Consider the following 25,713-nt stretch of genomic DNA (forward strand, 5'->3'; position numbering starts at 1 on the left):
TTTTATCAGTTGAACTACACATGTACACGATAACGGAGAGGAGAGAAAAAACCTGAAGAAGCGGAGCGTTCGCCTTTATCAACGGATTTTCACCTTTGAAAAAGTGATCAAAAAATCCGGGGATAACAGCGATCGGAAGGTTGTTCTCTACTTGCAGTGGCCAGTGTACGGCACCTAATGTTCATTCGCTTTTTCAGTAAATTTAAATAGTGAGCAGCGATTGGAAGATTGTTCTGCCCGCGCAGTGGCTAAGTGTGAATCAACAGGGTTCAATAGGACACAGCGCAGGTGGAGTGAGTTAGTTCACTGACTTTGTGACAAAAATCACAGATGATGAAAGCCTCAAGACGTATACTGAAAATGTAAGAAAAACATTCATCCCGCGGTTCCGGTTCCCAAGTAGAGAGAACATGATCCGGTTTATGTGAAACAATTCACATTAATCGCGGCTCTGGGCACACAATGCTACGAATGAAGCAAGATGTTATGTGTCCAGAAATCCAAATTAGTGGAGGGATTAAGATGTCGGTGATTGAAAAAGATGTCAAACAACAAACAGGCTGGAGAAACTTTACCAAAGGAACATGGACCAAATCCGTAGATGTGAATGATTTTCTGGCACACAACTTGACTCCGTATTACGGTGATGAAGCATTCCTAGCAGGTGCAACCCAGAATACCAAAGAATTGTGGGAGATCGTATCTGATCTGACCAAAAAAGAACGGGATAACGGCGGTGTACTTGATGTTGATGTGAACACACCAGCGACTATTGTGTCTCACCAACCAGGTTATCTGGATCAATCCAAAGAACAGATTGTCGGCGTTCAGACCGATGCTCCATTCAGACGTTCCATTCAACCAACAGGCGGAATCCGGATGATGATTGATGCATGTGAAGCATATGGCTTCGAATTGCCTCAAGGCGTCATTGATATATTTACAAACATTCGCAAAACACATAACCAGGGTGTATTCGATGCTTATACTTCCGATATGCGTGCAGCGCGTAAAGCAGGGATTATTACAGGTCTGCCAGATGCTTACGGCCGTGGCCGGATCATCGGTGACTATCGTCGTGTAGCTTTGTACGGGGTAGACTTCCTGATCCGTAACAAAAAAGGCGAATTGAACGCACTCGAAGTTGATGTTATCGATGAAGATGTCATTCGACTGCGGGAAGAATTGTCTGAGCAGATTCGTGCATTGCAAGAATTGAAACAATTGGGTGATATGCACGGGTTCGATATTTCCTTGCCAGCGACTACAGCAAAAGAAGCGTTCCAATGGTTGTACTTCGGTTATCTCGCTGCCATCAAAGAACAGAATGGTGCTGCGATGTCACTGGGACGTGTATCTTCTTTCCTGGATATCTACATTGAACGTGATCTGCAAGAAGGCATTCTGTCCGAAGAACAGGCCCAGGAACTCGTTGACCATTTCGTAATGAAACTGCGGATTGTCAAATTCCTGCGTACACCGGATTACAACGAATTGTTCAGTGGAGATCCAACATGGGTGACGGAGTCCATTGGCGGTATGTCTGTGAATGGTGAAACACGCGTAACCAAAAACAGCTTCCGTTTCCTGCATACCCTGCACAACCTGGGTCCTGCACCAGAACCGAACCTGACTGTACTATGGTCCACGAAGCTTCCAGAAGCTTTCAAAGATTATTGCAGCAAAGTATCCATTGAAACCAGTTCAATCCAGTATGAAAATGATGACCTGATGCGTCCAATCTATGGTGACGATTACGGTATTGCATGCTGTGTATCGGCGATGAAGATCGGGAAACAAATGCAATTCTTCGGCGCTCGTGCCAACCTGGCAAAAGCTCTCCTGTATGCGATCAACGGTGGTCGTGACGAGAAATCCGGAGCACAGGTCGGACCGGAGTATCCTGCCATTACCAGTGAAGTGCTGGATTACAATGAAGTCATGAAACGCTTCAAACCAATGATGGAGTGGCTCGCGAAGCTGTATATGAACACCCTCAACGTCATTCACTACATGCATGATAAATACAGCTATGAGCGTATCGAAATGGCATTACATGACCGTGACATTGTACGTACGATGGCTTGTGGTATCGCGGGTCTCTCGGTTACAGCAGATTCACTGAGTGCCATCAAATATGCCAAAGTAAAACCAATCCGTAACGAACAAGGCATCGCTGTTGATTTCGAAATCGAAGGCGACTTCCCTTGTTACGGTAACAATGAAGATAGCGTGGACAGCATTGCTGTTGAACTGGTTGAGAGCTTCATGGGCATGATTCGTAAGCACAAAGCATACCGTAACGCAATACCAACACAATCCGTTCTGACGATCACTTCCAACGTGGTATATGGTAAGAAAACAGGGACTACACCGGACGGTCGTAAAGCAGGTGAACCATTTGCTCCAGGTGCGAACCCTATGCATGGTCGTGACAAAAAAGGTGCACTGGCTTCCCTTGGCTCTGTAGCCAAATTGCCTTATGAACACAGTCTTGACGGGATTTCCAATACCTTCTCCATCGTGCCAAAAGCATTGGGTAAAGAGGAGACTACACGTAAATCCAATCTCACTGCGATGATGGATGGCTACTTTGGTCAAAACGCTCATCATCTGAACGTTAACGTATTTGATCGTCAGCAACTGATTGATGCGATGGATCACCCGGAAAACTATCCGCAACTGACTGTACGGGTATCCGGATATGCGGTTAACTTCATTAAACTAACTCGTGAACAACAGTTGGATGTCATCAACCGTACGTTCCATGGCTCGATGTAAGTAATATGCAAGTAGAAGACCGCTAGAGCAAGACATTCCAACTCATATTAAACGCACAGCGGATGCGGATACAGAAAGGAAGAGGCAGCATGGTTAACGGACATATTCATTCACTCGAAACTTTCGGGACGGTTGACGGCCCAGGCATCCGCTTCGTGCTTTTTATGCAAGGATGTCTACTCAAATGTCAGTACTGCCATAACCCTGATACATGGGCGCTGGATGGTGGAAAAGAAATGACGCTAGAGGAGGTATTGGCTGAAATTGAGCCATATCTATCCTATTACCGCAGCTCAGGAGGCGGACTCACGATATCTGGTGGAGAACCAACGTTACAGGCCCACTTTGTAGGCGAAATCTTCAAAGAAGTGAAGCGGCGCTGGGGATTGCATACGACACTGGACAGCAACGGATTTAACGAACCGGAACGGATTCACGATCTACTGGATCACACAGACCTGGTTCTGCTGGATCTCAAACATATTGATGATGAGAAACATATCAAGCTGACAGGCAAGTCGAACGAGAGAACGTTGAAAACGGCCAAGTGGTTATCGGAGCAAGGTCGGAAAATGTGGATACGCCACGTGTATGTGCCTGGCATTCATAACGAGGAAGAGGATCTGCTTAACCTCGGACGGTTTATTGGAACATTAAATGGCGTCGAGAAGTTCGAAATTCTTCCATACCATCAGATGGGGATCTACAAATGGGAAGCACTCGGCAAAATATATCCACTGGATGGCGTTCCTTCACCAAGTGAAGAAGAAGTGGAGCGGGCGTATCGCCTAATCGAACAAGGTCGCCAGGAAACGGCTGGCGTGGCTTGTTCCGATAAGTGATCAACATTTATATATAACGTAAAAACCAAGAGCCAAGCAGCCCTTGCGAATATACTTCGCAGGGGCTGTTTTTTGTCCAGTGAAGGATTTTATCCCTCCATTGATGAATTGTCATCCTTACGATGTAAGCTCCGGCTTTTTATAATCAGAGTGTAAAGCCAAATGCTCAATATCTTGAGGAGGGTCAAACCGATGAAAAAAAGAATGACATTGCTGCTTTCATTATTGCTTATCACTTCATGGACTTTGGCGGGATGTGCAAGCTCAAGTAACGAGCCACAGCAAGGCGCAGGCAATACACCTGTGGAGGAGACAAGCAAGGAACCGGTTGAGATGCTCCTTCGGCACACGCAGGTGGGGGCTGACAAACAGAAACGATTGGCCATTCTGCAGGACGTTGTGGACAAAGTGGAGGGTGAGATACCCAATCTGACCTTTACGCTGGATGGTGTCGAATCCGATGTGAATCGCAAGGAGAAGCTTCGCGGGGAGATGGCGGCAGGTAACCCGCCGGATATATTTGAACTGTTCGGCAGCCCGGATTCCAAAGTGTATGCCAAGGAAGGTATGCTGCTTGATCTGACGCCGATTCTGCAAGAGTTGGGTATTCAGGACCAGTTTACATCCCTTGAGCCGTTTACGTATGAAGGTAAAGTATATGGACTGCCGATTGGCGGTTCGGGCGAAGGTTTTTTCTATAATAAAGAGTACTTTGAACAAAAAGGATGGAAAGCGCCAACCACCATGGCCGAACTGGACAATATACTGGCCGAGATTAAGGCTGATGGCAAAGTGCCGCTTGCTTCTGCATCCAAGGCAGGCTGGGTTCCGCTTATGTTAACCAACCACCTGTGGTCCCGCTATGCCGGGCCGGAGATTACCGCAAAGTTTGCAACAGGTGAAGCGAAGTGGACTGATCCGGGTGTTGTCCAAGGTTTTGCCAAACATAAGGAATGGGTTGATAAGGGTTATTTCAAAAAAGGTGAACTGGGCTTCGAATATGCCGAATACACCACGCAATTTACCAGCGGAGAAGCGGTATTAATGTATGACGGAACATGGAAATCATCTGTGTTCAAGGAAGGCCAAAGCGGGGAATCGCTCATTGGCAAGGTTGGATTCTTTAATATGCCTCCGGTAGAGAACGGAGCAGGTGATCAGACGTCCTTGATGCGGGATGTGAACAATGGATATGGATTCTCGGCAGCCGTGGCGGATGATCCGCAGAAGCTGGAAGCCGTTAAAGCTTTTATCAAAAATTTCTACAATGAAGATATGCAGGTTCGCGGCCTTGTGGAAGATGGTGTATTGCCTGCCATGAAGCTGGATGAAAAAGTGTTAACCGATAACATTACCGATGATCTGATGAAAGAAATTGTGGCCGTGCTTAATGCGTCCAAGACGTCGTTCCCGGCATTTGATGCACTCGTTCAGGCTGATGTGACGACAGAGATCAGTAATCTGCAGATTCAGAAGTTGATCGGTGGGCAGACTACGCCAGAGAAAATGGCAGAAGAACTGCAAAAGGTACAGGAGGAAGCAAACGCTTCAGTGGAATAAATCAATCTAAGTTGAAACTGCGATCGTTGAAGTGACTGAAGGAGGCTGACCATGAATACTTCACTCCGCAGCCCGTTAATCTATACGCTGTTTGTAATGCCAGCCCTGATTCTGTTTATCATGTTCTTTCTATATCCTATTGGCAGCTCCTTATATTACAGTCTGACGAGTTGGAATGGGGTTTCCGCTGAGCCACGTTTTGTGGGCTTATCCAATTATGTGAAGGCACTGACTGATGAACGATTTTGGATTTCCACACGGAATAACGGCTTTTTCATCGGATTTTCGGTACTGATTCAGGTACCTCTAATCGTCCTGTTTTCGCTACTGATTGCCAATGTGAAAAGGCTGAAAGGTCTGTATAAAACAGCTGTTTTTTTACCATCCATTATGTCGACAGCCGTGATCGGTATCTTATGGGGGTTCATCTATGAGCCCAACATCGGATTATTAAACAAAATGCTTCATGTGCTGGGCATCGATCCAATCTACTGGTTATCCGATAACCGATTTGCCATGTTGTCCATTTTGGTTACCAATGCCTGGCAGTGGACGGGATTTTACATTGTCATGGTACTGGCTGCCATACTGGCGATTCCCCGTGATTTGGATGAAGCAGCTGCAATCGATGGTGCAACGGCGGTACAACGTGCAATGCGGATAACACTGCCGCTGATTCGTCCGATCATTTCCGTCGTTATCATGTTGTCCATTGCAGGAGCTATGAAATCAGCTGACATCGTGATTGTCATGACCAAAGGTGGGCCCGCTGGGTCCACCGAGGTTCTGGCGACATACATGATCAAATATGCGATTACCAATTTCAAATATGGTTATGGCAATACCATTGCGGTACTGATCTTTGCTCTGACGCTTGTGCTTACTGCGATGTATCAACTGCTGGTGGCGAGAAAGAGCGAGAAGGTGGAATATTGATGGCGAAAAACATAAAAAGTAGTATACCTCATGTGTTGTTAATGTTGTATTTAATCGCGATTTTGTTTCCCTTTTTATTTGTGATTTTCTCGTCCTTCAAGCAGGATAACAATGAAATTGCCTTGAATCCGTTCGGTCTGCCGACAACATGGGAGTTTAACAATTATGTGGAGGCCTGGGTGAATGCGAAGATTGGCACGTATTTCTGGAACAGCCTATACATCTCAATTCTGTCTTCGGCGTGTACAATTGCACTAGGTGCGATGTTTGCTTTTGCCGTAACCCGGATGAGACACCGGAAATGGAGTGTATTTCTGTACAGCTTGATTCTGGCGGGCATGCTTATTCCCAACAATGCACTCATGCTGCCGATCTATCTACTTGTACGCAAAATGGGCATATTGGATACACATCTGGCATTGATCGTTCCCTATGTGGCGAATGCGATTCCCTTTACCATTATTATACTGGCGGCTTTTATGCGATCTCTGCCTGGTGAAATTGAGGAAGCGGCGGTTATGGACGGCTTGAGGGCTCCGGGTATCTTTGCTAAAATAGTGATACCTCTTACGGTTCCGGCTATTGTTACCGTTTTTATCGTTAATTTCCTCGGGAACTGGAACGAATTTTTACTCGCTAACTATTTCTTATCCACCGATAAATTGCGCACGCTGCCCGTAGGCATGGTCCAGTTTCGGGATCAATATCAGATGAACTATGCTCAGATGTCGGCAGGTATTGTATACAGCGTTGTACCTGTACTTGTGATCTACGCCATACTCCAGGAGAAAATTATAGAAGGAGTAACTGCAGGCGGTGTCAAAGGTTAATACCATGAACCAGTGAATAGGGAGAACGGGATATGAACTTGCGAATGAAGCTGGCCTTGGCATTTCTGCTGCTGATCATTGTACCGATGTGTGCGCTGGGCATTGGCATGTTTCTGGTCACATCACATACGATTGAGAAAAAATACAATCAACAGGCCGAATATGCGCTTCAGGCCATTAGTTACAATATCGAGAATGTATTTCAGCAGATTAATAATGTGACCGACAACGGGATAGCGACATCTGTTTTCCAGATGGCATTGAACGCGAAAGACCCGACTAAGCAGGATCTGGGCACCGGTAATCAGTTATCCCTGAATGCCAGCCAGCGCAATTTCCGTTCCCTTCTATATAATTATCCGTTCATCAGTTATGCCTTTTTATATGATTTGCGTTCTTCTGAGAACAACCAGATTGTCTCCATTTTCACCAAAGAGAATTTTCAAGCCCTTCCTTTTCAGCAATTCAAAGTGCATCCCTTATTCAACGAAATTCAGCAACTTAATGGCGTGCCCAAATGGCTCGCGCCTCTGGAGTATTCCGAATTAACCGGAGTAGAACCTGTTTTCACCCAGATCAGACTGGTCAAGGAACTCAGTTATTTTCAAAATATCGGCGTGCTTGTTGTTCAGATCAAAAAAGGAGAGATCGATCGGATCTTTCGTCACCTGCAAATCAGTGATTCGGCACAGGATACATCATTCCTGTTAATTAACGAGGAAGGACTGATCGTTTATGATCCTGCAGGGCGTTATAACGGTGAGAACATGCAGAACCTTGGAGCAGAATCCGGCAGTTACGGTCCCGGCTTTCGCAGCGTCAGAACGGTCTTTGACGGCAAGGAGAGCATCATTTCGCAATATCATCTGAAGAACTATAACTGGAGTCTCGTCAGTGTGACTTCATGGGAAGCCTTATCTGCGGAAACAAATGCTTTTGCAGGCTGGTCTGTCATTATTATTCTGTCGTGCCTGTTCGCCGCCATGATCTTTAATCTATTTTTCATGAATCGCATTACGGGCAATATTGCTGTACTTGTAAGATTTATGCGCCGTGTGGATGATGGTGATTTTAACGCAAGGGTGGAAGGTAAAGGTTTTGACGAGATGCAACTGCTGGCGCAAGGGTTCAATGAGCTATTGGAACGTATTGGGGGATTATTCCGTCGTGTTCGGGCTGAACAAGAGCAGAAGGCCCAAGCGGAACTACGTGTACTCCAAGCCCAGATCAAACCCCATTTTCTGTTTAACACATTGGAATCCATTAATGGATTGGCACTACGTGGCGAGGGCCGCAAAGTAAGCGAGATGGTGACCAGGTTGGGCAATATGCTTCGTATCAGCATTCAGGATCAGGAGGAGATTCCGCTGAGTGAGGAAATAAGGCATTTGCAGAGTTATCTGGAGATTCAACAGTACAGGTTCAGTGATTTGTTCGCCTATGAGATTGACATTCCAGCTCAGCTATACAGTTCAATTCTGCTCAAACTGACGCTCCAGCCTCTGGTGGAAAATAGCATTCAACATGGGTTTGAGGGAATCACCTATCCAGGTGTACTGCGGATAAGCGCATATGCAGAACGGGATCAACTTGTGTTATGTGTTGAGGATAATGGGATCGGTATTCCCCAGGAAATGCTCGCACGATTTGAGTACATGGCAGCAGATCCGCCGGAAGACATGCTGGTCAAAGGGACGGAATCATTATCATCCATAACGGAACGCCGGGGATTGGGATTACGAAGTGTGGCAGATCGAATTCGTATTCAATACGGGACCGGGTATGGCATATTCATATGTTCTGCACCGGGGTATGGCACTGTGATTCGATGCATCATACCATTATATGAGCAGGAGGAAGCCGGATGAATCTGACTGCAATGCTGGTTGACGATGAGCTCCCGATTCTGGAGAATCTGAACTACATCTTACCCTGGGAAGAGATGGGGATTGAAATTACAGGTACAGCGAGAAGCGGGGCAGAAGCGCTGGGGAAAGTAACAGAAATTCATCCAGACATTCTCTTATGCGATATTCGGATGCCGTCCATGGATGGATTGGAACTCATTCGGTTGCTGCGAGAGCAGGGTGAAACGTGTGAAATTATTTTGCTGACCGGTTATCAGCAGTTTGAGTATGCTCGGACTGCTATTCAATATAACGTGCATGAATACATATGCAAGCCCATCGATTATTTGAATCTGGAACATAAACTGCGTGAGCTTGCCGGGCAGATCCAGAAGAGACGTATGGAAAACGAATCGCAACGTTATCGCAGCCAAGAGATGGAAAGCTGGATCAGACACAAACATTTGATTGACCTATTGCGGGGAGAAGCACCGCAGAAAATTGCCTATCCTGCCTCTGTTCCTGAGTTCATAACAGCGGCAGCACCGTATACGTTGCTGCTGGTGGATGCGGTCGGTTATTTTCGCCATTCTATCGGCTGGTCCGAGCTTCAGCATGAGCGATGGCATGAGAACTTCAGTTCAAGACTTCGGGAAGTGGCAGAGAGCATGACGGGGGACTGTCAGATTCTTTCGACTCGCAAAGGTGAGTGGTGCATCCTGCTGGAGGCATCGGGTGAGTGGAAATGTCGTTCAGAGGAACTGGCCCATCAACTGTATCATGAATTGAATGCGATCGTATCCTTGAATTCAAGTGTGAGGATCAGGGTTGTTCAGGATGATGTGCCCGTGAACCGGGAAAGTAAAATTCTGGAGCGATACCGGCATTGTAAAAAAATACTGATGTTCCATTCGGAGAGTGAAGACAGGGTGCTAAGTTCGAGTTGTCCCGAAACCGCTTTATCGTATGATCACACGGCCTCCAAAGGGGCTAACTCATGGATTACAAGAGAGGATCTGGAACTGGTTACTCGGTGGATTCGACAAGGGAACAAGCAGGGTTTACGCGATGTATTGGATCGGCTTAAACAACGAATGGGGAATTCAGGACACACCTTCAATAGAATGGATGAAACCAATCTTCGTTTTATGCTTGTACACATGCTTCGGGAACTGCGCGAAGTACAGGCCATCGCTGAAGGGCATGAAGTGAATTATTGGAATGCACTGCAAGGGGCCGTGTCCATGAGGGAACTGCTTGAACTTGCAGAGGTTCTTACCCAAGCCTGTCAGGGCAAACAAACGCAGCCACGTCCTTCCGTATCGGAACTGATCCTGTCTGCTTGTGAGTATATGGATGCACGGCTGCAACAGGACTTGGGAATAGATGAAGTCTCCGATTGGCTCGGAATCAGTCCGGGATACTTCTGCCAGCTATTTAAAACTCAAATGGGTGTTACTTTTGTGGAATACATGACCCAGAAACGGATGGAAAGTGCCGCTTTATTGTTGAGTACAACCGAATGGAGCATTACAGCGATTGGGGAAGCAACAGGGTTCAAGGAGCGCCGTTACTTCTCCAAGGTGTTTCACAAACACTTCCACATGAAACCTTCGGAGTATAGACAGAGCAAACGACTGGGTTCATAGTGGCAACGGAAACGAGAGGAGAGGTCGAATGAAACCCTTGAATGAGCTGACATTGGAGCAAAAGGTGGGCCAATTGTTGATGTGTGGATTTCATGGTCAGCACGCAGATGAACAGATTACTCATTTAATTCGTGACTATCATATTGGAGGCGTCATTTATTTCCGGCGCAATGTGCACAGTGTAGATCAATTGACAAAGCTGTCCGCCGAACTGCAAGATATGGCTGCTGCATCGGGGGCATTTCCACTCATGATTTCGGTGGACCAGGAAGGTGGCATGGTTGCACGGATTGACAAAGAGGGAATGACGCAAGTGCCGGGTAATATGGCACTTGGTGCGACAGGCAATCCGGAATATACCCTGGCGTGTGCCCAAATTCTGGGGCGTGAGTTAAAAAGCATCGGTGTTGATATGAACCTTGCCCCCGTGGTTGACGTGAATAACAACCCGCTCAATCCGGTTATCGGTGTGCGTTCGTATGGTGAACATGCTGAAAGTGTGGCCGCTCATGGCGTAGCAGCCATCAGCGGATATCAATCACAGGGCATAGCTGCTACTGCCAAACATTTTCCGGGACATGGAGATACCGCCGTAGATTCTCATCTGGGTATGGTTACGGTACCTCATGATCGAAACAGATTGGAACAGATGGAGTTGTTACCGTTCCGCAAGGCGATTGAGGCCGGAGTTGATGCTATTATGACAGCTCATGTGATATTCCCTTCAATTGAGCCCGAGCCCATTCCGGCAACGTTGTCGCGTAAAGTTTTAACTGGTCTGCTACGCGAAGAAATGGGCTTTGAGGGCATTATTATTACAGACTGTCTAGAAATGCATGCAATATCCAAGCCGTATGGGGTAGCTGAAGCTGCCATTCGTGCTGTGGAGGCAGGAGCAGATCTGATTCTGGTAAGTCATACCCTGCAAGATCAGGTTGCTGCTGTGGAAGCCATTGTTCAAGCCGTTCGAACAGGGCGAATTACGGAAGATATCATTAACAAGGCACTGGAACGTATTATCACATGGAAGGCAGCGCGCTGCGGGTACCCGGACACTGGTCTTGATTCGCCTAAAGCAAGTGAAACGATCGAAATAACCGATGTTGAACCTGTTAATGACAATGAATCCACTGAACCCAGTGAACGAAACGAATCGACGCTGTTAAAGATTGCTTCAAGCAGCATTACCATCGTTCATAATGATGGACTACTGCCGTTGGACCCAGAGAAGGACGTGCATGTCATCTGGCCTGAGGTTGTGCAGCGGACAGAGGTGGATGAACCATGGTCCCATACAGAATCGCTTGGTATAGCGTTATCGCAACTGCGAGGCAGAGTTCGTGAACACAAGATTACAACTCAGCCCACCTATGATGAAGCAGATCGGATATTGGCTGAAGTGTCGGAGAGTGAGCAAGTTATCGTATGTACGTACACATCTGCAGGTCATCTTCCGAAAGGGCAACAGTATTTGGTTGAAAAGCTGAGTGAGAATCATTCGCTGATTGTCATTGCTCTGCGCAATCCATATGATCTGCTGGAGATTTCGAGGCCGGGAAGTTATGTGTGTACTTATGAGAATACACCAGCAGTCGTCCGGGCACTGTCCCAAGTGTTAACAGGGGGACTGCAGCCAACAGGGCGCCTGCCTGTCCGTTTGCGCTAGATCTATTCAATCCTTACATCTCTCTGTGATATGGTGCTGATAGACCATATGGCAGAGAGATTTTTTTTGTTGAAAGTTGTCAATGGGTAATTTTGGAATCCCATGCCGAAATGATTATGGATAGATAACTATTTTCATAGTATTTTCCTTCTATTAAAAGTTTACAATTCTCCTCTTAACTTTTTAGCAACTTTTCCCGGTTGCAAGCGTCTAATAATATGACTTTTTGAGGGGGATATTTATAAATGGGAGCAGAAGGAGCCAAAGACAAAGAATGAATTTGAAGAAGAAATTGTCCATACTTACCGCTTTTGCTGTTTTTCAGGCGTTTGCAGTGATTCCTGCCAATGCACAATCAGCAGATCAGAGCGATACTACACCAGTGAATACAGCCAAAGTTAAATCCGTGGAGGTTGTGAAGAAAGAACAAACCATCGCGGAATCCGAAGTGAAATCCGAAACAAACACGCCAACATCAAATAATGAAACAACTGAAGAAGTGAATCCGGAAACCAATGTTCCTACTGGAACAGATGTTACTCCAGTTGATCCGGTAGAGGAACCGACGGACGAAGAAGGTACAGCTGAGGAAACACCAGCACCTGCACCAGTAGAAGTAGAGCAACCGTCTACGGGGAGTTCATCTGTTGCTGGAGGCGGAGACCTTACTCTTTATATGAACAGTAATAAAATGATGCAAGATGGCAAAACATATCTTGCCGGGCAGCCAATGGCTGTTAAAAATGGTGTATCCTATGTAGCTATTCGTGCTCTCGTTGATCGGGTTGGCTATGATGTCAAATACGATAACACAACCAAAGAAACGATCATTATTAGTGGTGAAGATGAGCTGCGTTTCAAAACCAACAGCAAGATCTATACCGTTAATGGTGTGTCCAGAACGATGAAGGGCGCGGCTTATCAACAAAAAAATACGTTCATGGTGCCGTTGACTTCAATTACACAGGCTCTGGACATTACGTATAAAGTAAATCAATCTGCCAAAACGGTTGTATTGAATCTGAGTACCAAACCGGTAGCAAGCTTCACGGTACAAAAAGAGGTCTTTGCCGGAGAGCAGGTAACCTACACCACCAGATCCAGCTCTCCCAAGGGACTCAGCATTGTAGATGAGCGTTGGACAGGCCGTCAGGATTCATTCGACCAACCAGGTGTATACACAGTAACCTATGCGGTTCAGGATTCAAGTGGTCAATGGAGCGATCCGTATTCGGTTACGATTAAGGTTGAAAGACCGAATCTGCCACCTGTCGCAATGTTTACGACAGATAAAGAAGAATACAAAATGGGTGAGAAAATCACTTATATTGATCAAAGCACAGATGATGAGAACGCAATTGTTAAAACCGAATGGGATAATAATGCACTTGCATTCTTTGTTCCAGGACCGAAGACCGTAACGATTACAGTTACCGATAAACATGGTGCTAGTGATAGCTACACCAAGATGATCAACATTACGGGCGAAACGCTGTATAGTTTGTCCGACTTCAATCAATTGTTCACACCAGTTGGTGAGAAGTTCACTTTTGACGGTGGTGGAGTACCCGCATTGGAGAAAGTACCTTTCACTTATTATGATGAACCCAGTCTGCTGATCCGCAGTAACAGCCCGGAAACCGTGAATACAGAAGGCATTGTGTACAAGGAATCTTCCTTCGGACAGACACGATTCATGATTCACCATGTGAACAACACGGGCAAAAACGTGAAAATGTATGTTGTAGCGACAAACAACAATGCATACACGGCGTCCATTGAACAACAAAACATGGGCTTTGCAGGACCATCTCCTTTTGCAACGGTAGCTGGAAAGTTGTCCATTGATCGTTGGTTCCAGTCCATGCAGAATGGCACAGGACAAAAGAAAGTGTACATCCAGCCAGGAGAAAGCAAGCTGATTCTTAATGATCTGAGCGTTCTTCCGATGAAACAGGGACAAGTCATTTCCTTGTATTCGGATGTATTCAGTGACTATGAACTGGATTATAACATTATCATGATCGAAGAAAACAAAGACCCGATGGAAGTGTTGTCGAGCCTGCCGGTTCTGGATCGTGATGGTGTTCACAACCGCGGAACGTACCCGAATGCAACACGGATCATCACGTATGATCAAGAAATAGGATCGAAGCCTGCACGTCTTCCACTTGGAGACAATGCAAGTGATCCGAACCTTGTGGGAACGGACCCTATGGCTTACACAGAAGCTTCCAACGCAGGTAACTTCGGTGTATTGTACAAAATTACATTGAATAATGTTGCTCCGCGCACGTTGATTTCATTTAACCCTCGTGGAGGCAGATACTCAGGTGTGGCACTCGTGAACGGACAAGTTGTTCAGATTTCCACAGGTAAATCTGTAACTGCACCTAATGAGCAAAGCGTAATGTATCGCACAGGTTCATACGGCGAGAGTGTAACGATTCTCTTCTCGGCGGCACCAGGAAGTAACTTGCCTGTTAACCTGCTGTTCACGCCGCTTCCGTCTGAAAAGTAATATCATGAACATGCACGGACGGTTTGGAGTGAAAGCTTATATCATATATACCCGTTCACCCCAAAAGTCGCCCGAACGATTGATCATCTGAACCGTCAGGAAGGGACTCCATTAATATGTAATGTCATTAGCTCAAAGCTAAACGTAATGGCAATGCATGTGTATGGAGTCCTTTTTATGTGTTGTTGGAATGACCTAACCCGGTGTCTTCGTTGACTCTAATCGTAATTTGATGCATTATTAGATGTATACAGAAGAGGCAAAATGCTCGTAAGACAGGAGGTGCTTTAGATCATGCTGTCGACAGAACAGATTATTTCGACTATGTCCTCACAGGGGCTCCGCATTACTGATCAGCGGAAAACACTGGCCCGGTTATTTGCCGAGTCCCCCGGGTATCTTACACCCAAGGACGTCTATGAATATATGGGTAAGACTTACAGCGGACTGAGTTTTGACACAGTATATCGGAATTTGCGGGTGATGCAGGAACTGGGTGTACTGGAACAGGTCATCTTCGAAGATGGCGTTAAATTCAAAGCACACTGTAGTGAAGATCATCATCACCATCATATGATCTGTCTGAAGTGTCAGAAGACGTATCCTATTATTTTTTGCCCGATGCAGCTTGCGGATGCGCCTGAACAATTTCAGGTTGTGGACCACAAGTTTGAGGTGTTTGGCTATTGCAAGGACTGTGCTGAGCATGCTCCTGCCAAAGCGGCGTCGGGACATCACGCTCACGGGAAGCACTGACGATGAAGTTATCGCGCAGAATCGCTCAGGCACCCATTCGTGTGTACCGCAACTATATCTCTCCATTAACGCCGCCAACATGTCGGTTCTATCCGAGCTGTTCGGCTTATGCCATGGAGGCGATTGAAGTGCACGGTGCGCTCAAAGGCTCGTTGTTAACAGCGAAACGTATTGCCAAATGTCATCCGTTTCATCCAGGTGGTGTAGATCTGGTGCCACCAAAGGCGGAGAAGTCTACTCTGGTATCCGAGTAACGTTATAACCTGAAGTATTCGGGTGGCCGTGAAGCAAACTGGAATTGAAATCGAGGCTGCTGCCCACTTGACAAAGGGGCCCGCATTTCAGTATATTTTTCCTATATGTGCAAGTTCAAAAGTCTGGTTTTACTTTTTGAACAACTTCTATATGATTTCCAGTGAAGGGATAAGTACAGACACACCCCCAGTGCAGAGAGCCGGATGAGCTGAGAACCGGTCTGGGAGGAGGATGGAACATGGTCCCGGAGGAACCTCTTTCGAGCGTGCAGACAGCGATTTCAGAGCTGCTGTCGTAAGGCTGAGGCGTGATCCAGCGTTAATGGGCGGTCGAAGGACCGACAGAGCCTGTGTTTTGCGAAAAACATGGGGAATTTGGGTGGTAACACGTGAGAGCAACTCTCGTCCCATAGGGGCGGGAGTTTTTTGTGTTCTTTTTTAGTTGTTTTGGACGAAAGGATCACTGAAGCAGGACCATTTGAAGGAGGAGAAGTCATTCATGGCTGACCAAAAAACATTTTATCTGACAACCCCGATTTATTATCCGAGTGACAAATTGCATATTGGGCACGCGTATACAACTGTGGCGGGAGATGCGATGGTTCGTTACAAGCGTCTGCGTGGTTATGATGCTCATTATCTGACAGGAACCGATGAACATGGCCAGAAGATTGAGCGTAAGGCCCAGGAGAAAGGACAGACTCCGCAAGCTTTTATCGATGATATCGTTGTGGGAATCAAGGAACTATGGAACAAGCTGGACATTTCCAATGACGACTTTATCCGTACAACTGAAGAGCGTCACAAAACCGTCGTTCAGGATATCTTTGACCGTTTGCTGAAACAGGGAGATATCTACAAAGGTGAGTATGAAGGCTGGTACAGCATTCCAGATGAGACGTATTACACAGAGACTCAACTGGTGGATGTAGAGAAGAATGAGAAGGGCGAGATTATCTCAGCCAAGAGCCCGGATAGCGGACACCCCGTTGAATTGGTCAAAGAAGAATCCTACTTCTTCCGTATGAGCAAATATGCAGATCGTTTGTTGAAATATTATGAAGAGAACCCGGGCTTTATTCAGCCGGAATCCCGTAAGAACGAGATGATCAACAACTTCATCAAGCCGGGTCTTGAAGATTTGGCTGTATCACGTACTACATTTGAATGGGGTGTCAAAGTTAAAGGCGATCCAAAACACGTGGTCTACGTATGGATTGATGCACTGTCCAACTATATTACAGCTCTGGGCTATGGTTCATCCGATGCATCCCTGTATAACAAGTTCTGGCCTGCGGATGTACATCTGGTAGGTAAAGAAATTGTTCGTTTCCATACGATCTACTGGCCAATTATGTTGATGGCATTGGATCTGCCTTTGCCGAAGAAAGTGTTCGCACATGGCTGGTTGTTGATGAAGGATGGCAAGATGTCCAAATCCAAAGGCAATGTGGTTGATCCAGTGACTCTGATTGACCGCTATGGTCTCGATGCACTGCGTTATTACCTGCTGCGTGAAGTACCGTTTGGTTCCGATGGTACGTTTACACCGGAGAGCTTCGTAGAACGTGTAAACTCCGACCTTGCGAACGACCTGGGTAACCTGTTGAACCGTACAGTTGCCATGGTAGACAAATATTTTGAAGGCAAAGCCCCTGCGTTTGCATCGAATGTAACGGAATTTGATGCTTCGCTGGAAGAAGCAGGCCATGCTACAGTAGAAAAAGTGGAACAGGCGATGGAAAACCTGCAGTTTTCCGTAGCACTGACGGCGATCAGCCAATTTGTCAGCCGCACCAATAAATACATTGATGAGACGCAGCCATGGGCGCTGGCTCGTGATGAAGCAAAACGCGATGAATTGGCATCCGTTATGGCTCACCTGATCGAAAGCTTGCGCATTGCTTCAATTCTGTTGCAACCGTTCCTGACACGTGCTCCGCATAAAATCTGGGCACAGCTTGGCATTCAGGAAGGTGAACTCACGGCGTGGGATACAGCCAAGCAATGGGGGCTTGTTCCGGCTGGAAACGCTTTGCAAAAAGGTGATCCAATCTTCCCGCGTTTGGATTCCGAACAGGAAATTGCCTATATCTCAGAAGCGATGACTGGCGGCCAAAAAGCGGCACAGCCTGAAGCAAGTCAAGCAGAGGCTGGAGCTTCGGCAGCTGTTGAACCGGTAACTGCACCTGAAGGTACGGAAGAGATCGGCATTGACGATTTTGCTAAAGTTGAACTGCGTGTGGCTCAAGTCATCTCCTGCGAACCTGTCAAAAAAGCGGATAAGTTGCTGAAATTGCAGCTCGATCTGGGTTATGAGCAGCGCCAGGTTGTCTCTGGAATCGCAAAGTTCTATTCGCCAGAAGAGATGGTTGGACGCAAAGTCATCTGTGTAACTAACCTCAAACCGGTGAAACTTCGTGGTGAACTGTCTCAAGGTATGATCCTTGCTGCATCCCATGGCGACCAGCTTACACTTGCTACAGTACCAGACAGCATGCCTAATGGCGCACAAGTAAAATAAGAAGAATCAAATCATAATCCTTTTTTTATGAGTTATGAAATTGATTCAAATATTGTCGTATCTATAACTCAAGGTGGCCCGATGTAATTCGGGTCCCTTTTTTTATTGATATAATTTCGTATCTGACGGGTAGAGAACAAGCATATACTGTTATAACTCCGTACTTCAGGAAAGAATGAATAGGAAGGTATAGCTTGACAAGTGGGTTCATGTTACCTATAATTCTTTCAGTAATGTTTACGATTAAGAGATACGGAGTGAATCATAATGACATTTTATAAAGTGCAACATCAAGTTCCGGATAACCGGACAGGGAAGACAAGCAAAAGAGGCAATATGAAGTTACTGTGGACTGGTTTCCTTATTCTCAGTTTACTGGTATTGTCTGCATGTGGGCAGGATAACTCCAAGAGTGCGACGATTGTAGAAGGTAAGGTAAACGTGGTGACGACATTTTATCCTGTGTATGCTTTTACAGCTGCAATTGGTGGTGAAGATGCCAATGTTATTAACCTGCTGCCAACAGGAGTAGAACCACATGACTGGACTCCAAAGAGTCAGGATATTGTCAATACGTCCAAGGCACAGTTGTTTTTCTATAATGGAGCTGGACTGGAAGGATGGGTGCCTAATTTCCTAAAGTCGTTGAATAGCGATACAAAGGTGAAGTCTGTTGCCGTCAGCGAAGGCGTGAAGCTGTTGACCGCAGAGGGTGACGATGGGCACGGTCACGGCGAAGAGCATGAAGACGAACATGCAGATGAGGCTACCAGTGAAGAAGATGTCGCTGATCATCATATTGATCCACATACGTGGGTTAGTCCAAAATCTGCTATGATCATGGCTGAAAACATCAAAAATAGTCTGGTTGAGGCAGATCCTGATCACACAGCAGGTTACGAACAACGTTATGAAGAGCTTCGTACCAAGCTTGAGACGCTGGATCAGCATTTTACAGATGAATTGGCTAAAGTGCCAAACAAGGAAATTGTTGTCTCGCACCAGGCCTTCGGCTACCTTGCGCGTGATTATGGACTAACTCAGCATGCCATTATGGGACTTTCCCCGGATGCTGAACCGACAGGGCAGGATATTGTGAAACTTGCGAAACTGGTTAAAGATGAAGGCATTAAGTACATTTTCTTCGAAGAGCTGGTATCTGACAAATTGGCGAAAACACTGGCAAGTGAAGCAGGAGTGGAGACTATGGTTCTTAACCCTGTTGAAGGATTGACCAAGGAGCAGGCAACCAACGGGGATGATTATTTCACCCTGATGGAGAAAAATTTGCAAAATCTGCTGATCGCATTAAAATAAGATAGAATGAAGGATTCAGGTCGAAGAGTCTTTACCGTTCGCGGTGAAGGCTCTTAGAACGCTATGCAATCCTTATATATAATGAAGGGCGGCTTTGCCATGCAGCAAATCATGCCACTATGTCATGATCCAATTATAGAGATCGAGAAACTATCATTTTCCTACGGGGACCAGCGAGTGATTGAGAATCTCAATTTTATGGCCCAGGAACGGGACTTTGTCGGGATTATCGGTTCCAATGGGGCGGGAAAAACGACATTGTTGCGTATGCTGGTAGGACTTCTTCCTCCTGCGCAGGGAGATATCAAGCTATTCGGAGAGTCGATCCGCAGGTTCAAGGACTGGGAACGAATCGGGTATGTACCTCAAAAGAATGCGTTTAATCCGTTATTCCCTGCAACTGTTCGTGAAGTGGTTATGTCCGGTTTGTACAATAACAAAAACATGTTCCGTCGTATGTCTCGCAAATGTCAGCAACAGTGCACAGATGCGATGCAGGTTATGCGGATTGAAGATCTGGCGAATAAACGAATTGGTCAATTGTCCGGTGGACAGCAGCAGCGTGTTTTTTTGGCACGAGCGCTTATCAATCACCCGGATCTGTTGATTCTGGATGAACCCACAGTAGGTATTGATGCCGAATCACAGGCCAGTTTCTTTGAATTGATTACCCATATGCATGAACATCACCGCATGACTTTTCTGATGGTGTCTCATGATATGGATCGGATGGAGAGTTATCTGGGTTCTGAAGCTGCCGTAACGAATGGCAAAATTAATTTCCATGTTCGTCATTCGCATGAGGTACAGGATTGTGCAGAAACCAATCTGCAACATACCACTGCACAGGTACGCTAGCCGTATGTATGGCCCATTAGATTAGAGTAAGTAAGGCCGAAGGAGTCGTGTTTGTTTTGGAAATATTAATGAGTGATTTTTTTCAGCGTGCGCTGGCGGGTGGGCTGCTAATCGGCATTACCGCTCCGTTAATCGGATTGTTCCTGGTCTTGCGGCGGTTATCCATGATCGGAGACACCTTGTCTCATGTGACCATTGCCGGGGTTGCACTTGGATTCCTGATTGAAGTGTATCCCATTGCGGTGGGCTTGATATTTGCCGTGCTTGCTTCATTTGCGATAGAGAAATTGCGCAAAGCGTATAAGAGTTACGCCGAATTATCGATTGCCATTATCATGTCCGGTGGCGTCGCTCTTGCTTCCTTGTTCTTCACGCTGGGCAAAGGATATAATGCAGATGTCATGAGTTATTTGTTCGGCAGTATATATACCTTAGACGCTACGGATCTGAAGCTGGTAGGTGTGGTTACGCTGATCGTGGTGATTGTAGTGGCATTGTTACATAAGGAATTTTTCCTGCTCAGCTTTGAGGAAGATGCAGCAGCGGTTACAGGATTGCCTGTAAGAATTCTGAACATGTTAATCACTGTAATGACAGCACTCGTTATTAGTACGGCGATCAAGATTGTCGGCGCACTACTGGTGTCAGCGCTATTGACCATTCCGGTAGCGGTCAGCCTGTTAATGGCTCGAAGTTTCAAATCCGCGATAATTCTGTCCGTGGTGATCGGTGAAATTGCTGTAGTCCTTGGATTGGTTGTTGCAGGCATTTGGAACCTCGCACCTGGAGCAACGATCGTATTATTGCTGATCATGATGCTGATTCTGACGATGATTGGAAAAAAAGGGTTCCGAGCCTGACGACGGAACGAGCAAGCACGTGAGCCCGGGGAAGGGAGACATCCGCTTCATGCCTGATGTTAATGTATGGATGGCTTTTGTAGCAGGTTTGGTCTCATTTATATCACCATGCTGTCTTCCGTTGTATCCGTCATATCTCTCTTACATTACAGGGATGACGGTGCAACAATTGAAGGATGACCGCAATCAGCGAGAAGTCCGCTTTAAGACCATGACGCACACGCTGGCGTTTATTCTGGGCTTTTCGGCTGTGTTTTATTCGCTTGGCTTGGGTGCCGGACTGTTTGGCCAATTTTTCAATGATAACCGGGAACTGATTCGGCAATTGTCTGCGATTTTGATTATGCTTATGGGGTTATTTTTGCTTGGTGTGTTCAAACCGCAGTTTCTAATGAAGGAACGAAAGATGGATATGAAGTGGAAACCAGCAGGCTATCTGGGCTCTTTCATATTTGGTATCGGTTTCTCAGCAGGATGGTCGCCTTGTATTGGGCCTATTCTAACAGCGATTATTGCAATGGCTGCGAGTGAACCCACCACCTGGCTGGCGCTGATTACAGGTTATACTGCAGGGTTCGCCATCCCGTTCTTCATTTTGGCGTTTTTTATTGGTTCGACACGCTGGATCTTACGGTATTCCAATGTCATGATGAAAATCGGGGGAGCATTGATGCTATTCCTTGGAATATTGCTTTTTACAGACCAGATGACGAAGATTACGATCTGGTTGCAGCAGATTACACCAGACTGGATGATTATTTAAACGGATGAACTGAAATTAGATTTTTATTATGCATGATAAAGCAGGCTACATGTTAACCAGAGTCACTCTGGGTCATGTAACCTGCTTTTTAATCGTTTGGTGTGAATGTTTATACCAACATCACTATTCGTGCAGGGCAGTCCCGTTTTTTCGTTTAGGTGAAGTAATCAATATTGGCTAGTGGAAAATGTTCAAAGATCCGTTCCGTAATGAATTCGCGCAGCGCATCTTGCTGATCATCTTTATACACATACTTGTACTGGCCCCAGCGGCCCCATTTCATCTTGCGTTTCTCGATATCCATCTCCAGCTTGGTCTTAGGATAACGCTTTTCAATGGTCGCTTTGGCCGTTTTGGTAAAACGGTGCTGGATCATCTCAAACGTAAGGTCCTTGGTTGCTTCCTCTGGAAGTGTATCTGCCAGCTTCTGCAACAGCTCGGAATATCCTTCTTCCCAGCCCTCATACCACATAATAGGAGCGATAATGAAGCCAAGAGGGTAACCTGCGTGTGCAATTTTGCCAGCAGCTTCTATGCGTTCCTCAAATCTGGAGGTAGCCGGTTCAAAGTTTTTGATGACATAATCCGAATTGACACTAAACCGGATACGGGTGTGGCCGTTATGCTTAATGTTCAGCAACGGATCAACGTGATGATATTTGGTTACGAAGCGCAAGCGTCCATATTCTTCTTCTGCCATAAAACGGATCAAGTCACTTAAATTCTCCGTGATATGCTCGAGTCCTACGGGATCAGACGTACAGGCGGCTTCAAATCGAGTGATTTCTGGCGCGCGCTCTTCGATATACCCTTTGGCAGCCTGAATGATCTCCTCGGTATTGACGTACACCCGGACATAAGGTTTGGCACCAAGTGTAGTTTGAAGATAACAATAATGGCAGTGTCCCATACAGCCTGTAGAGATAGGAATGGCATATTCCGCTGAAGGTTTCGACTGGTCGAACTTGAGTGTTTTGCGCACACCAACGACCAGAGTACGCTTCGCCATCCGGTACTTTTCTTGTTCGGTTTCACCTGGTAGATTCGTGATCCGGTTATGCGATGTGGTCATCTGATAAGGGATGTCTTTGGAAGTCACCCACTCCATAATACGTTTACCTTTATCATATTCCAGCGCACCGGGTTCAAAGTACACCAAATCGGGAATAAAGGGTTTAGTACCTTTTGCTTTGCGAACTGGCGGTTGAGCTACACTTGTACTCACGAAATCACTCCTTTCGATGCGGAACTTAGCTTAGTTTGCCTCGTTCGGTGAAAAGTCACGCCTGCCAATTACTTGTGTACCGTGCGCTGCGAAATGTGCAGGACTTGCCAATGCGTATTGATAACATGTATCATTATAAGATAGGGACCAGGCACGAATAGGGGCCGGTCAGAGAGAAAAGAGGGAAGCAGATGCCAACGCCCAGTATGGAAGATTATTTGGAGCGTATATACAAATTAATTGATGAAAAGGGCTATGCTCGTGTGTCTGATATAGCTGAAGGACTGGAAGTGCATCCTTCATCGGTGACGAAGATGATCCAAAAGCTGGACAAAGACGAGTACCTGATCTATGAGAAGTACCGCGGACTGGTGCTTACGCCAAAAGGCAAAAAGATGGGCAAACGTTTGATGGAACGCCATCATCTGCTTGAACAATTTTTGACAACGATTGGTGTTCAGGAAGAAAATATCTACAATGATGTGGAAGGCATTGAACATCACCTGAGTTGGGACTCCATTACATGTATTGAGTCCTTGGTTGAATACTTCCGTCAGGATGAGAGTCGGTTACGTGACCTCAAAAATCTTCAGGACGTCATGAGTAATACGGAGTCTTGAGTTCCAGCAGTCGTTAAACAAAGTAATATACAATGAATTGTATCCTGTGCTCAAAGGATGCTTCTTGCCGTTTTAATGGCAGGAAGCATTTTTTTTGTTTGCATGAACACCATAATTTGGCGAATTATCGCAACTAAACGATCGATAGGAGCGTCTATTAAACTAGTAGAATTTACCGCAAATTTATAATGATTTTGGAGGACTGCACTAATGAATGTTCGTAAAGGATTGATGCTGCTGCTCATTTTTGTACTTGGATTACAGACAGCAGGCATGACGGCACAAGCAGCCGGACAGAAGGAGATTGCTATTTTCCTGGACGGCAACCGCTTGGAATCGGATGTATCACCATACATCTTGCCCAAGGTCAATGTAACGATGGTACCTCTGCGTGTCATTAGCGAAGGACTGGGTGCATCTGTACTATGGTCTCAGGCTACTCGTACCGTGACCATCCAGAAGTCCGATTCCGTCATCACGATGACAAGTGGACGCCAGCAGGCGAACGTGGATAACGCTGTAGTTGGTCTGGATGCATCGGTAGAATTGAAACAGGGTCGGGTTATGGTACCTATTCGATTTGTCAGTGAGAACCTTGGCATTCGGGTGAATTGGAACCAATCAGCCCAGACCATTGATTTGTACACAGGAGACGTTTCAACACCAACACCTGAACCAACTCCGGCAATCCCGGCAGAGCCTGGAGGCACAGGCACTGTACCGGCATCTGAAGAGATGCGGGGAGCATGGATCTCCACTGTAAATGGAGACTGGCCTTCATCCGGGGCGAAGGGAAATGTAGAGAAGCAAAAGCAAGAATATACGAAACAGCTTGATACATTACAAGGCATGGGCATTAACGCCGTATTTGTCCAAGTCAGAGCAAACGGGGATGCCATCTATCCTTCAGGTCTGGTACCTTGGAACAGTGTGCTGACAGGGACACAGGGTAAAGATCCAGGTTATGATCCCCTCGCCTTCATGATTGAGGAAGCTCACAAGCGGGGCCTGGAGTTCCATGCCTGGTTTAATCCGTTTAGGGCGACCAACTCAGCGAGTACATCCAATCTGGCTGCAAACCACATCTCCAAGCTTCATCCCGACTGGATTGTGAATGCATCCGGTAAAATGTACATTAACCCGGGCATCCCGGAAGCCAGACAGCATATTATCGATACAATCATGGAAGTGGTCAATCAATATAATATTGATGGTGTACACCTGGATGATTATTTCTATCCATCCAATGTGACGTTTAATGATGATGCAGCCTTCAAAACCTATAACACATTGAATACGAAAGACCGTGCTGAATGGCGTCGGGACAATATTAATCAGTTCGTCAAGCAGCTCGGACAGAGCATTCATAGGGTAAAAGCGAACGTTGAATATGGAATTAGTCCATTCGGTGTATGGCGTAATAAATCTGTTGATCTGACCGGCTCTGATACCAAAGCAGGAGTAACCGCGTATGACAGCATGAATGCAGATGTGCGGACATGGATCAATCAGGAGTGGATCGACTATGTCGCTCCTCAGGTGTATTGGAGTATGACACTAAGCGCAGCTCGATACGACAAAGTTGTGGACTGGTGGGCGAATGAAGTGGCTAATACAAATGTAAAATTGTACATTGGTCACGCTCCTTATAAGCTGGGCACGCCGGAAATTGGCTGGCAGACATCACAGGAGATCATCGATCAGCTGAACTACAACAAAAAGTATGGCTCGGTCAAAGGAGACATTTTCTTTAGCTCACAGTACCTGACGAAGAACCCTCTTGGGTTGATTGCCAAATTGAAAGCCTACTATGGTCTATAAAACATTTTAACAACATAGTGATAAGACAAACCCTTGTTCTCATAGAGTGGCAGTAGAAATGTGCTGTTCGGAGAACGGGGGTT

At 46.2% G+C, this 25,713-nt stretch carries 19 protein-coding genes; 18 read left to right on the forward strand and 1 reads right to left on the reverse strand.

Features of this window, described 5'->3' with window-relative positions; genetic code table 11:
* Positions 1 to 522: 522 nt before the first annotated feature.
* From pflB to ACX9NY_RS03785, 16 genes are all read left to right on the forward strand, one after another.
* A complete protein-coding gene (gene pflB / locus ACX9NY_RS03710; RefSeq protein ID WP_339235542.1) occupies positions 523 to 2,781 on the forward strand; it encodes a formate C-acetyltransferase in 2,259 nt (752 codons plus the stop codon).
* 89 nt (positions 2,782 to 2,870) lie between these two features.
* Positions 2,871 to 3,623 (forward strand): pyruvate formate-lyase-activating protein, encoded by a 753-nt coding sequence (gene pflA / locus ACX9NY_RS03715; RefSeq protein WP_339256232.1) that lies wholly within the window; start codon positions 2,871 to 2,873, stop codon positions 3,621 to 3,623.
* A gap of 192 nt (positions 3,624 to 3,815) precedes the next feature.
* Positions 3,816 to 5,183: an ABC transporter substrate-binding protein gene (locus ACX9NY_RS03720; RefSeq protein WP_472477136.1), complete on the forward strand. Its 1,368-nt coding sequence runs from the start codon at positions 3,816 to 3,818 to the stop codon at positions 5,181 to 5,183.
* Between the two features lie 51 nt (positions 5,184 to 5,234).
* Positions 5,235 to 6,119 (forward strand): carbohydrate ABC transporter permease, encoded by an 885-nt coding sequence (locus tag ACX9NY_RS03725; protein ID WP_472477138.1) that lies wholly within the window; start codon positions 5,235 to 5,237, stop codon positions 6,117 to 6,119.
* Positions 6,119 to 6,949, forward strand: a complete 831-nt coding sequence (locus ACX9NY_RS03730) for a carbohydrate ABC transporter permease (protein WP_472477140.1) — start codon at positions 6,119 to 6,121, stop codon at positions 6,947 to 6,949. The genes ACX9NY_RS03725 and ACX9NY_RS03730 overlap by 1 nt, the downstream gene beginning before the upstream one ends.
* 32 nt (positions 6,950 to 6,981) lie before the next feature.
* The gene (locus tag ACX9NY_RS03735; RefSeq protein ID WP_472477142.1) at positions 6,982 to 8,817 is read left to right on the forward strand and encodes a cache domain-containing sensor histidine kinase; all 1,836 of its coding nucleotides are present in this window, start codon (positions 6,982 to 6,984) and stop codon (positions 8,815 to 8,817) included.
* The gene (locus ACX9NY_RS03740; protein ID WP_472477144.1) at positions 8,814 to 10,445 is read left to right on the forward strand and encodes a response regulator transcription factor; all 1,632 of its coding nucleotides are present in this window, start codon (positions 8,814 to 8,816) and stop codon (positions 10,443 to 10,445) included. The genes ACX9NY_RS03735 and ACX9NY_RS03740 overlap by 4 nt, the downstream gene beginning before the upstream one ends.
* A gap of 28 nt (positions 10,446 to 10,473) precedes the next feature.
* On the forward strand, positions 10,474 to 12,111 hold the full coding sequence (nagZ, locus tag ACX9NY_RS03745) for a beta-N-acetylhexosaminidase (protein WP_472477146.1): 1,638 nt from the start codon (positions 10,474 to 10,476) through the stop codon (positions 12,109 to 12,111).
* A 274-nt stretch (positions 12,112 to 12,385) separates the two neighbouring features.
* Positions 12,386 to 14,632: a stalk domain-containing protein gene (locus ACX9NY_RS03750; protein ID WP_472477148.1), complete on the forward strand. Its 2,247-nt coding sequence runs from the start codon at positions 12,386 to 12,388 to the stop codon at positions 14,630 to 14,632.
* Positions 14,633 to 14,926: 294 nt separating this feature from the next.
* Positions 14,927 to 15,388 carry a Fur family transcriptional regulator gene (locus ACX9NY_RS03755; RefSeq protein WP_339235519.1) on the forward strand — a complete coding sequence of 154 codons (462 nt, stop codon included), beginning with the start codon at positions 14,927 to 14,929 and terminating at the stop codon, positions 15,386 to 15,388.
* A gap of 2 nt (positions 15,389 to 15,390) precedes the next feature.
* Entirely contained in the window at positions 15,391 to 15,642 is a 252-nt protein-coding gene (gene yidD / locus ACX9NY_RS03760) for a membrane protein insertion efficiency factor YidD (RefSeq protein ID WP_091018158.1), read from the forward strand.
* Positions 15,643 to 16,120: 478 nt separating this feature from the next.
* A complete protein-coding gene (metG, locus tag ACX9NY_RS03765; protein WP_339235517.1) occupies positions 16,121 to 18,166 on the forward strand; it encodes a methionine--tRNA ligase in 2,046 nt (681 codons plus the stop codon).
* Between the two features lie 267 nt (positions 18,167 to 18,433).
* On the forward strand, positions 18,434 to 19,483 hold the full coding sequence (locus tag ACX9NY_RS03770; protein WP_445252746.1) for a metal ABC transporter substrate-binding protein: 1,050 nt from the start codon (positions 18,434 to 18,436) through the stop codon (positions 19,481 to 19,483).
* Positions 19,484 to 19,582: 99 nt separating this feature from the next.
* Positions 19,583 to 20,341 carry a metal ABC transporter ATP-binding protein gene (locus ACX9NY_RS03775; protein WP_339235515.1) on the forward strand — a complete coding sequence of 253 codons (759 nt, stop codon included), beginning with the start codon at positions 19,583 to 19,585 and terminating at the stop codon, positions 20,339 to 20,341.
* A gap of 56 nt (positions 20,342 to 20,397) precedes the next feature.
* Positions 20,398 to 21,201, forward strand: a complete 804-nt coding sequence (locus tag ACX9NY_RS03780; protein ID WP_017687569.1) for a metal ABC transporter permease — start codon at positions 20,398 to 20,400, stop codon at positions 21,199 to 21,201.
* A gap of 49 nt (positions 21,202 to 21,250) precedes the next feature.
* The gene (locus ACX9NY_RS03785; RefSeq protein ID WP_339235511.1) at positions 21,251 to 21,964 is read left to right on the forward strand and encodes a cytochrome c biogenesis CcdA family protein; all 714 of its coding nucleotides are present in this window, start codon (positions 21,251 to 21,253) and stop codon (positions 21,962 to 21,964) included.
* A 154-nt stretch (positions 21,965 to 22,118) separates the two neighbouring features.
* On the opposite strand, the gene splB is transcribed toward ACX9NY_RS03785, so the two are convergent.
* Entirely contained in the window at positions 22,119 to 23,189 is a 1,071-nt protein-coding gene (gene splB, locus ACX9NY_RS03790; RefSeq protein ID WP_339235508.1) for a spore photoproduct lyase, read from the reverse strand.
* 191 nt (positions 23,190 to 23,380) lie between these two features.
* Between splB and mntR the strand changes: the two genes are divergently transcribed.
* Complete coding sequence (gene mntR / locus ACX9NY_RS03795) at positions 23,381 to 23,809, forward strand: transcriptional regulator MntR (protein ID WP_062835284.1); 429 nt, start codon at positions 23,381 to 23,383, stop codon at positions 23,807 to 23,809.
* A 210-nt stretch (positions 23,810 to 24,019) separates the two neighbouring features.
* Complete coding sequence (locus ACX9NY_RS03800) at positions 24,020 to 25,630, forward strand: family 10 glycosylhydrolase (RefSeq protein WP_339235506.1); 1,611 nt, start codon at positions 24,020 to 24,022, stop codon at positions 25,628 to 25,630.
* The last annotated feature ends 83 nt before the right edge of the window (positions 25,631 to 25,713 follow it).

The sequence above is a fragment of the Paenibacillus sp. CB74 genome, from assembly GCF_055687625.1.

Bases quoted from the DNA above. Each gene is read 5' to 3' on its own strand.
- pflB (WP_339235542.1), top strand. From the start codon at position 523: ATGTCGGTGATTGAAAAAGATGTCAAACAACAAACAGGCTGGAGAAAC.
- pflA (WP_339256232.1), top strand. From the start codon at position 2,871: ATGGTTAACGGACATATTCATTCACTCGAAACTTTCGGGACGGTTGAC.
- ACX9NY_RS03720 (WP_472477136.1), top strand. From the start codon at position 3,816: ATGAAAAAAAGAATGACATTGCTGCTTTCATTATTGCTTATCACTTCA.
- ACX9NY_RS03725 (WP_472477138.1), top strand. From the start codon at position 5,235: ATGAATACTTCACTCCGCAGCCCGTTAATCTATACGCTGTTTGTAATG.
- ACX9NY_RS03730 (WP_472477140.1), top strand. From the start codon at position 6,119: ATGGCGAAAAACATAAAAAGTAGTATACCTCATGTGTTGTTAATGTTG.
- ACX9NY_RS03735 (WP_472477142.1), top strand. From the start codon at position 6,982: ATGAACTTGCGAATGAAGCTGGCCTTGGCATTTCTGCTGCTGATCATT.
- ACX9NY_RS03740 (WP_472477144.1), top strand. From the start codon at position 8,814: ATGAATCTGACTGCAATGCTGGTTGACGATGAGCTCCCGATTCTGGAG.
- nagZ (WP_472477146.1), top strand. From the start codon at position 10,474: ATGAAACCCTTGAATGAGCTGACATTGGAGCAAAAGGTGGGCCAATTG.
- ACX9NY_RS03750 (WP_472477148.1), top strand. From the start codon at position 12,386: ATGAATTTGAAGAAGAAATTGTCCATACTTACCGCTTTTGCTGTTTTT.
- ACX9NY_RS03755 (WP_339235519.1), top strand. From the start codon at position 14,927: ATGCTGTCGACAGAACAGATTATTTCGACTATGTCCTCACAGGGGCTC.
- yidD (WP_091018158.1), top strand. From the start codon at position 15,391: ATGAAGTTATCGCGCAGAATCGCTCAGGCACCCATTCGTGTGTACCGC.
- ACX9NY_RS03770 (WP_445252746.1), top strand. From the start codon at position 18,434: ATGACATTTTATAAAGTGCAACATCAAGTTCCGGATAACCGGACAGGG.
- ACX9NY_RS03775 (WP_339235515.1), top strand. From the start codon at position 19,583: ATGCAGCAAATCATGCCACTATGTCATGATCCAATTATAGAGATCGAG.
- ACX9NY_RS03785 (WP_339235511.1), top strand. From the start codon at position 21,251: ATGCCTGATGTTAATGTATGGATGGCTTTTGTAGCAGGTTTGGTCTCA.
- mntR (WP_062835284.1), top strand. From the start codon at position 23,381: ATGCCAACGCCCAGTATGGAAGATTATTTGGAGCGTATATACAAATTA.
- ACX9NY_RS03800 (WP_339235506.1), top strand. From the start codon at position 24,020: ATGAATGTTCGTAAAGGATTGATGCTGCTGCTCATTTTTGTACTTGGA.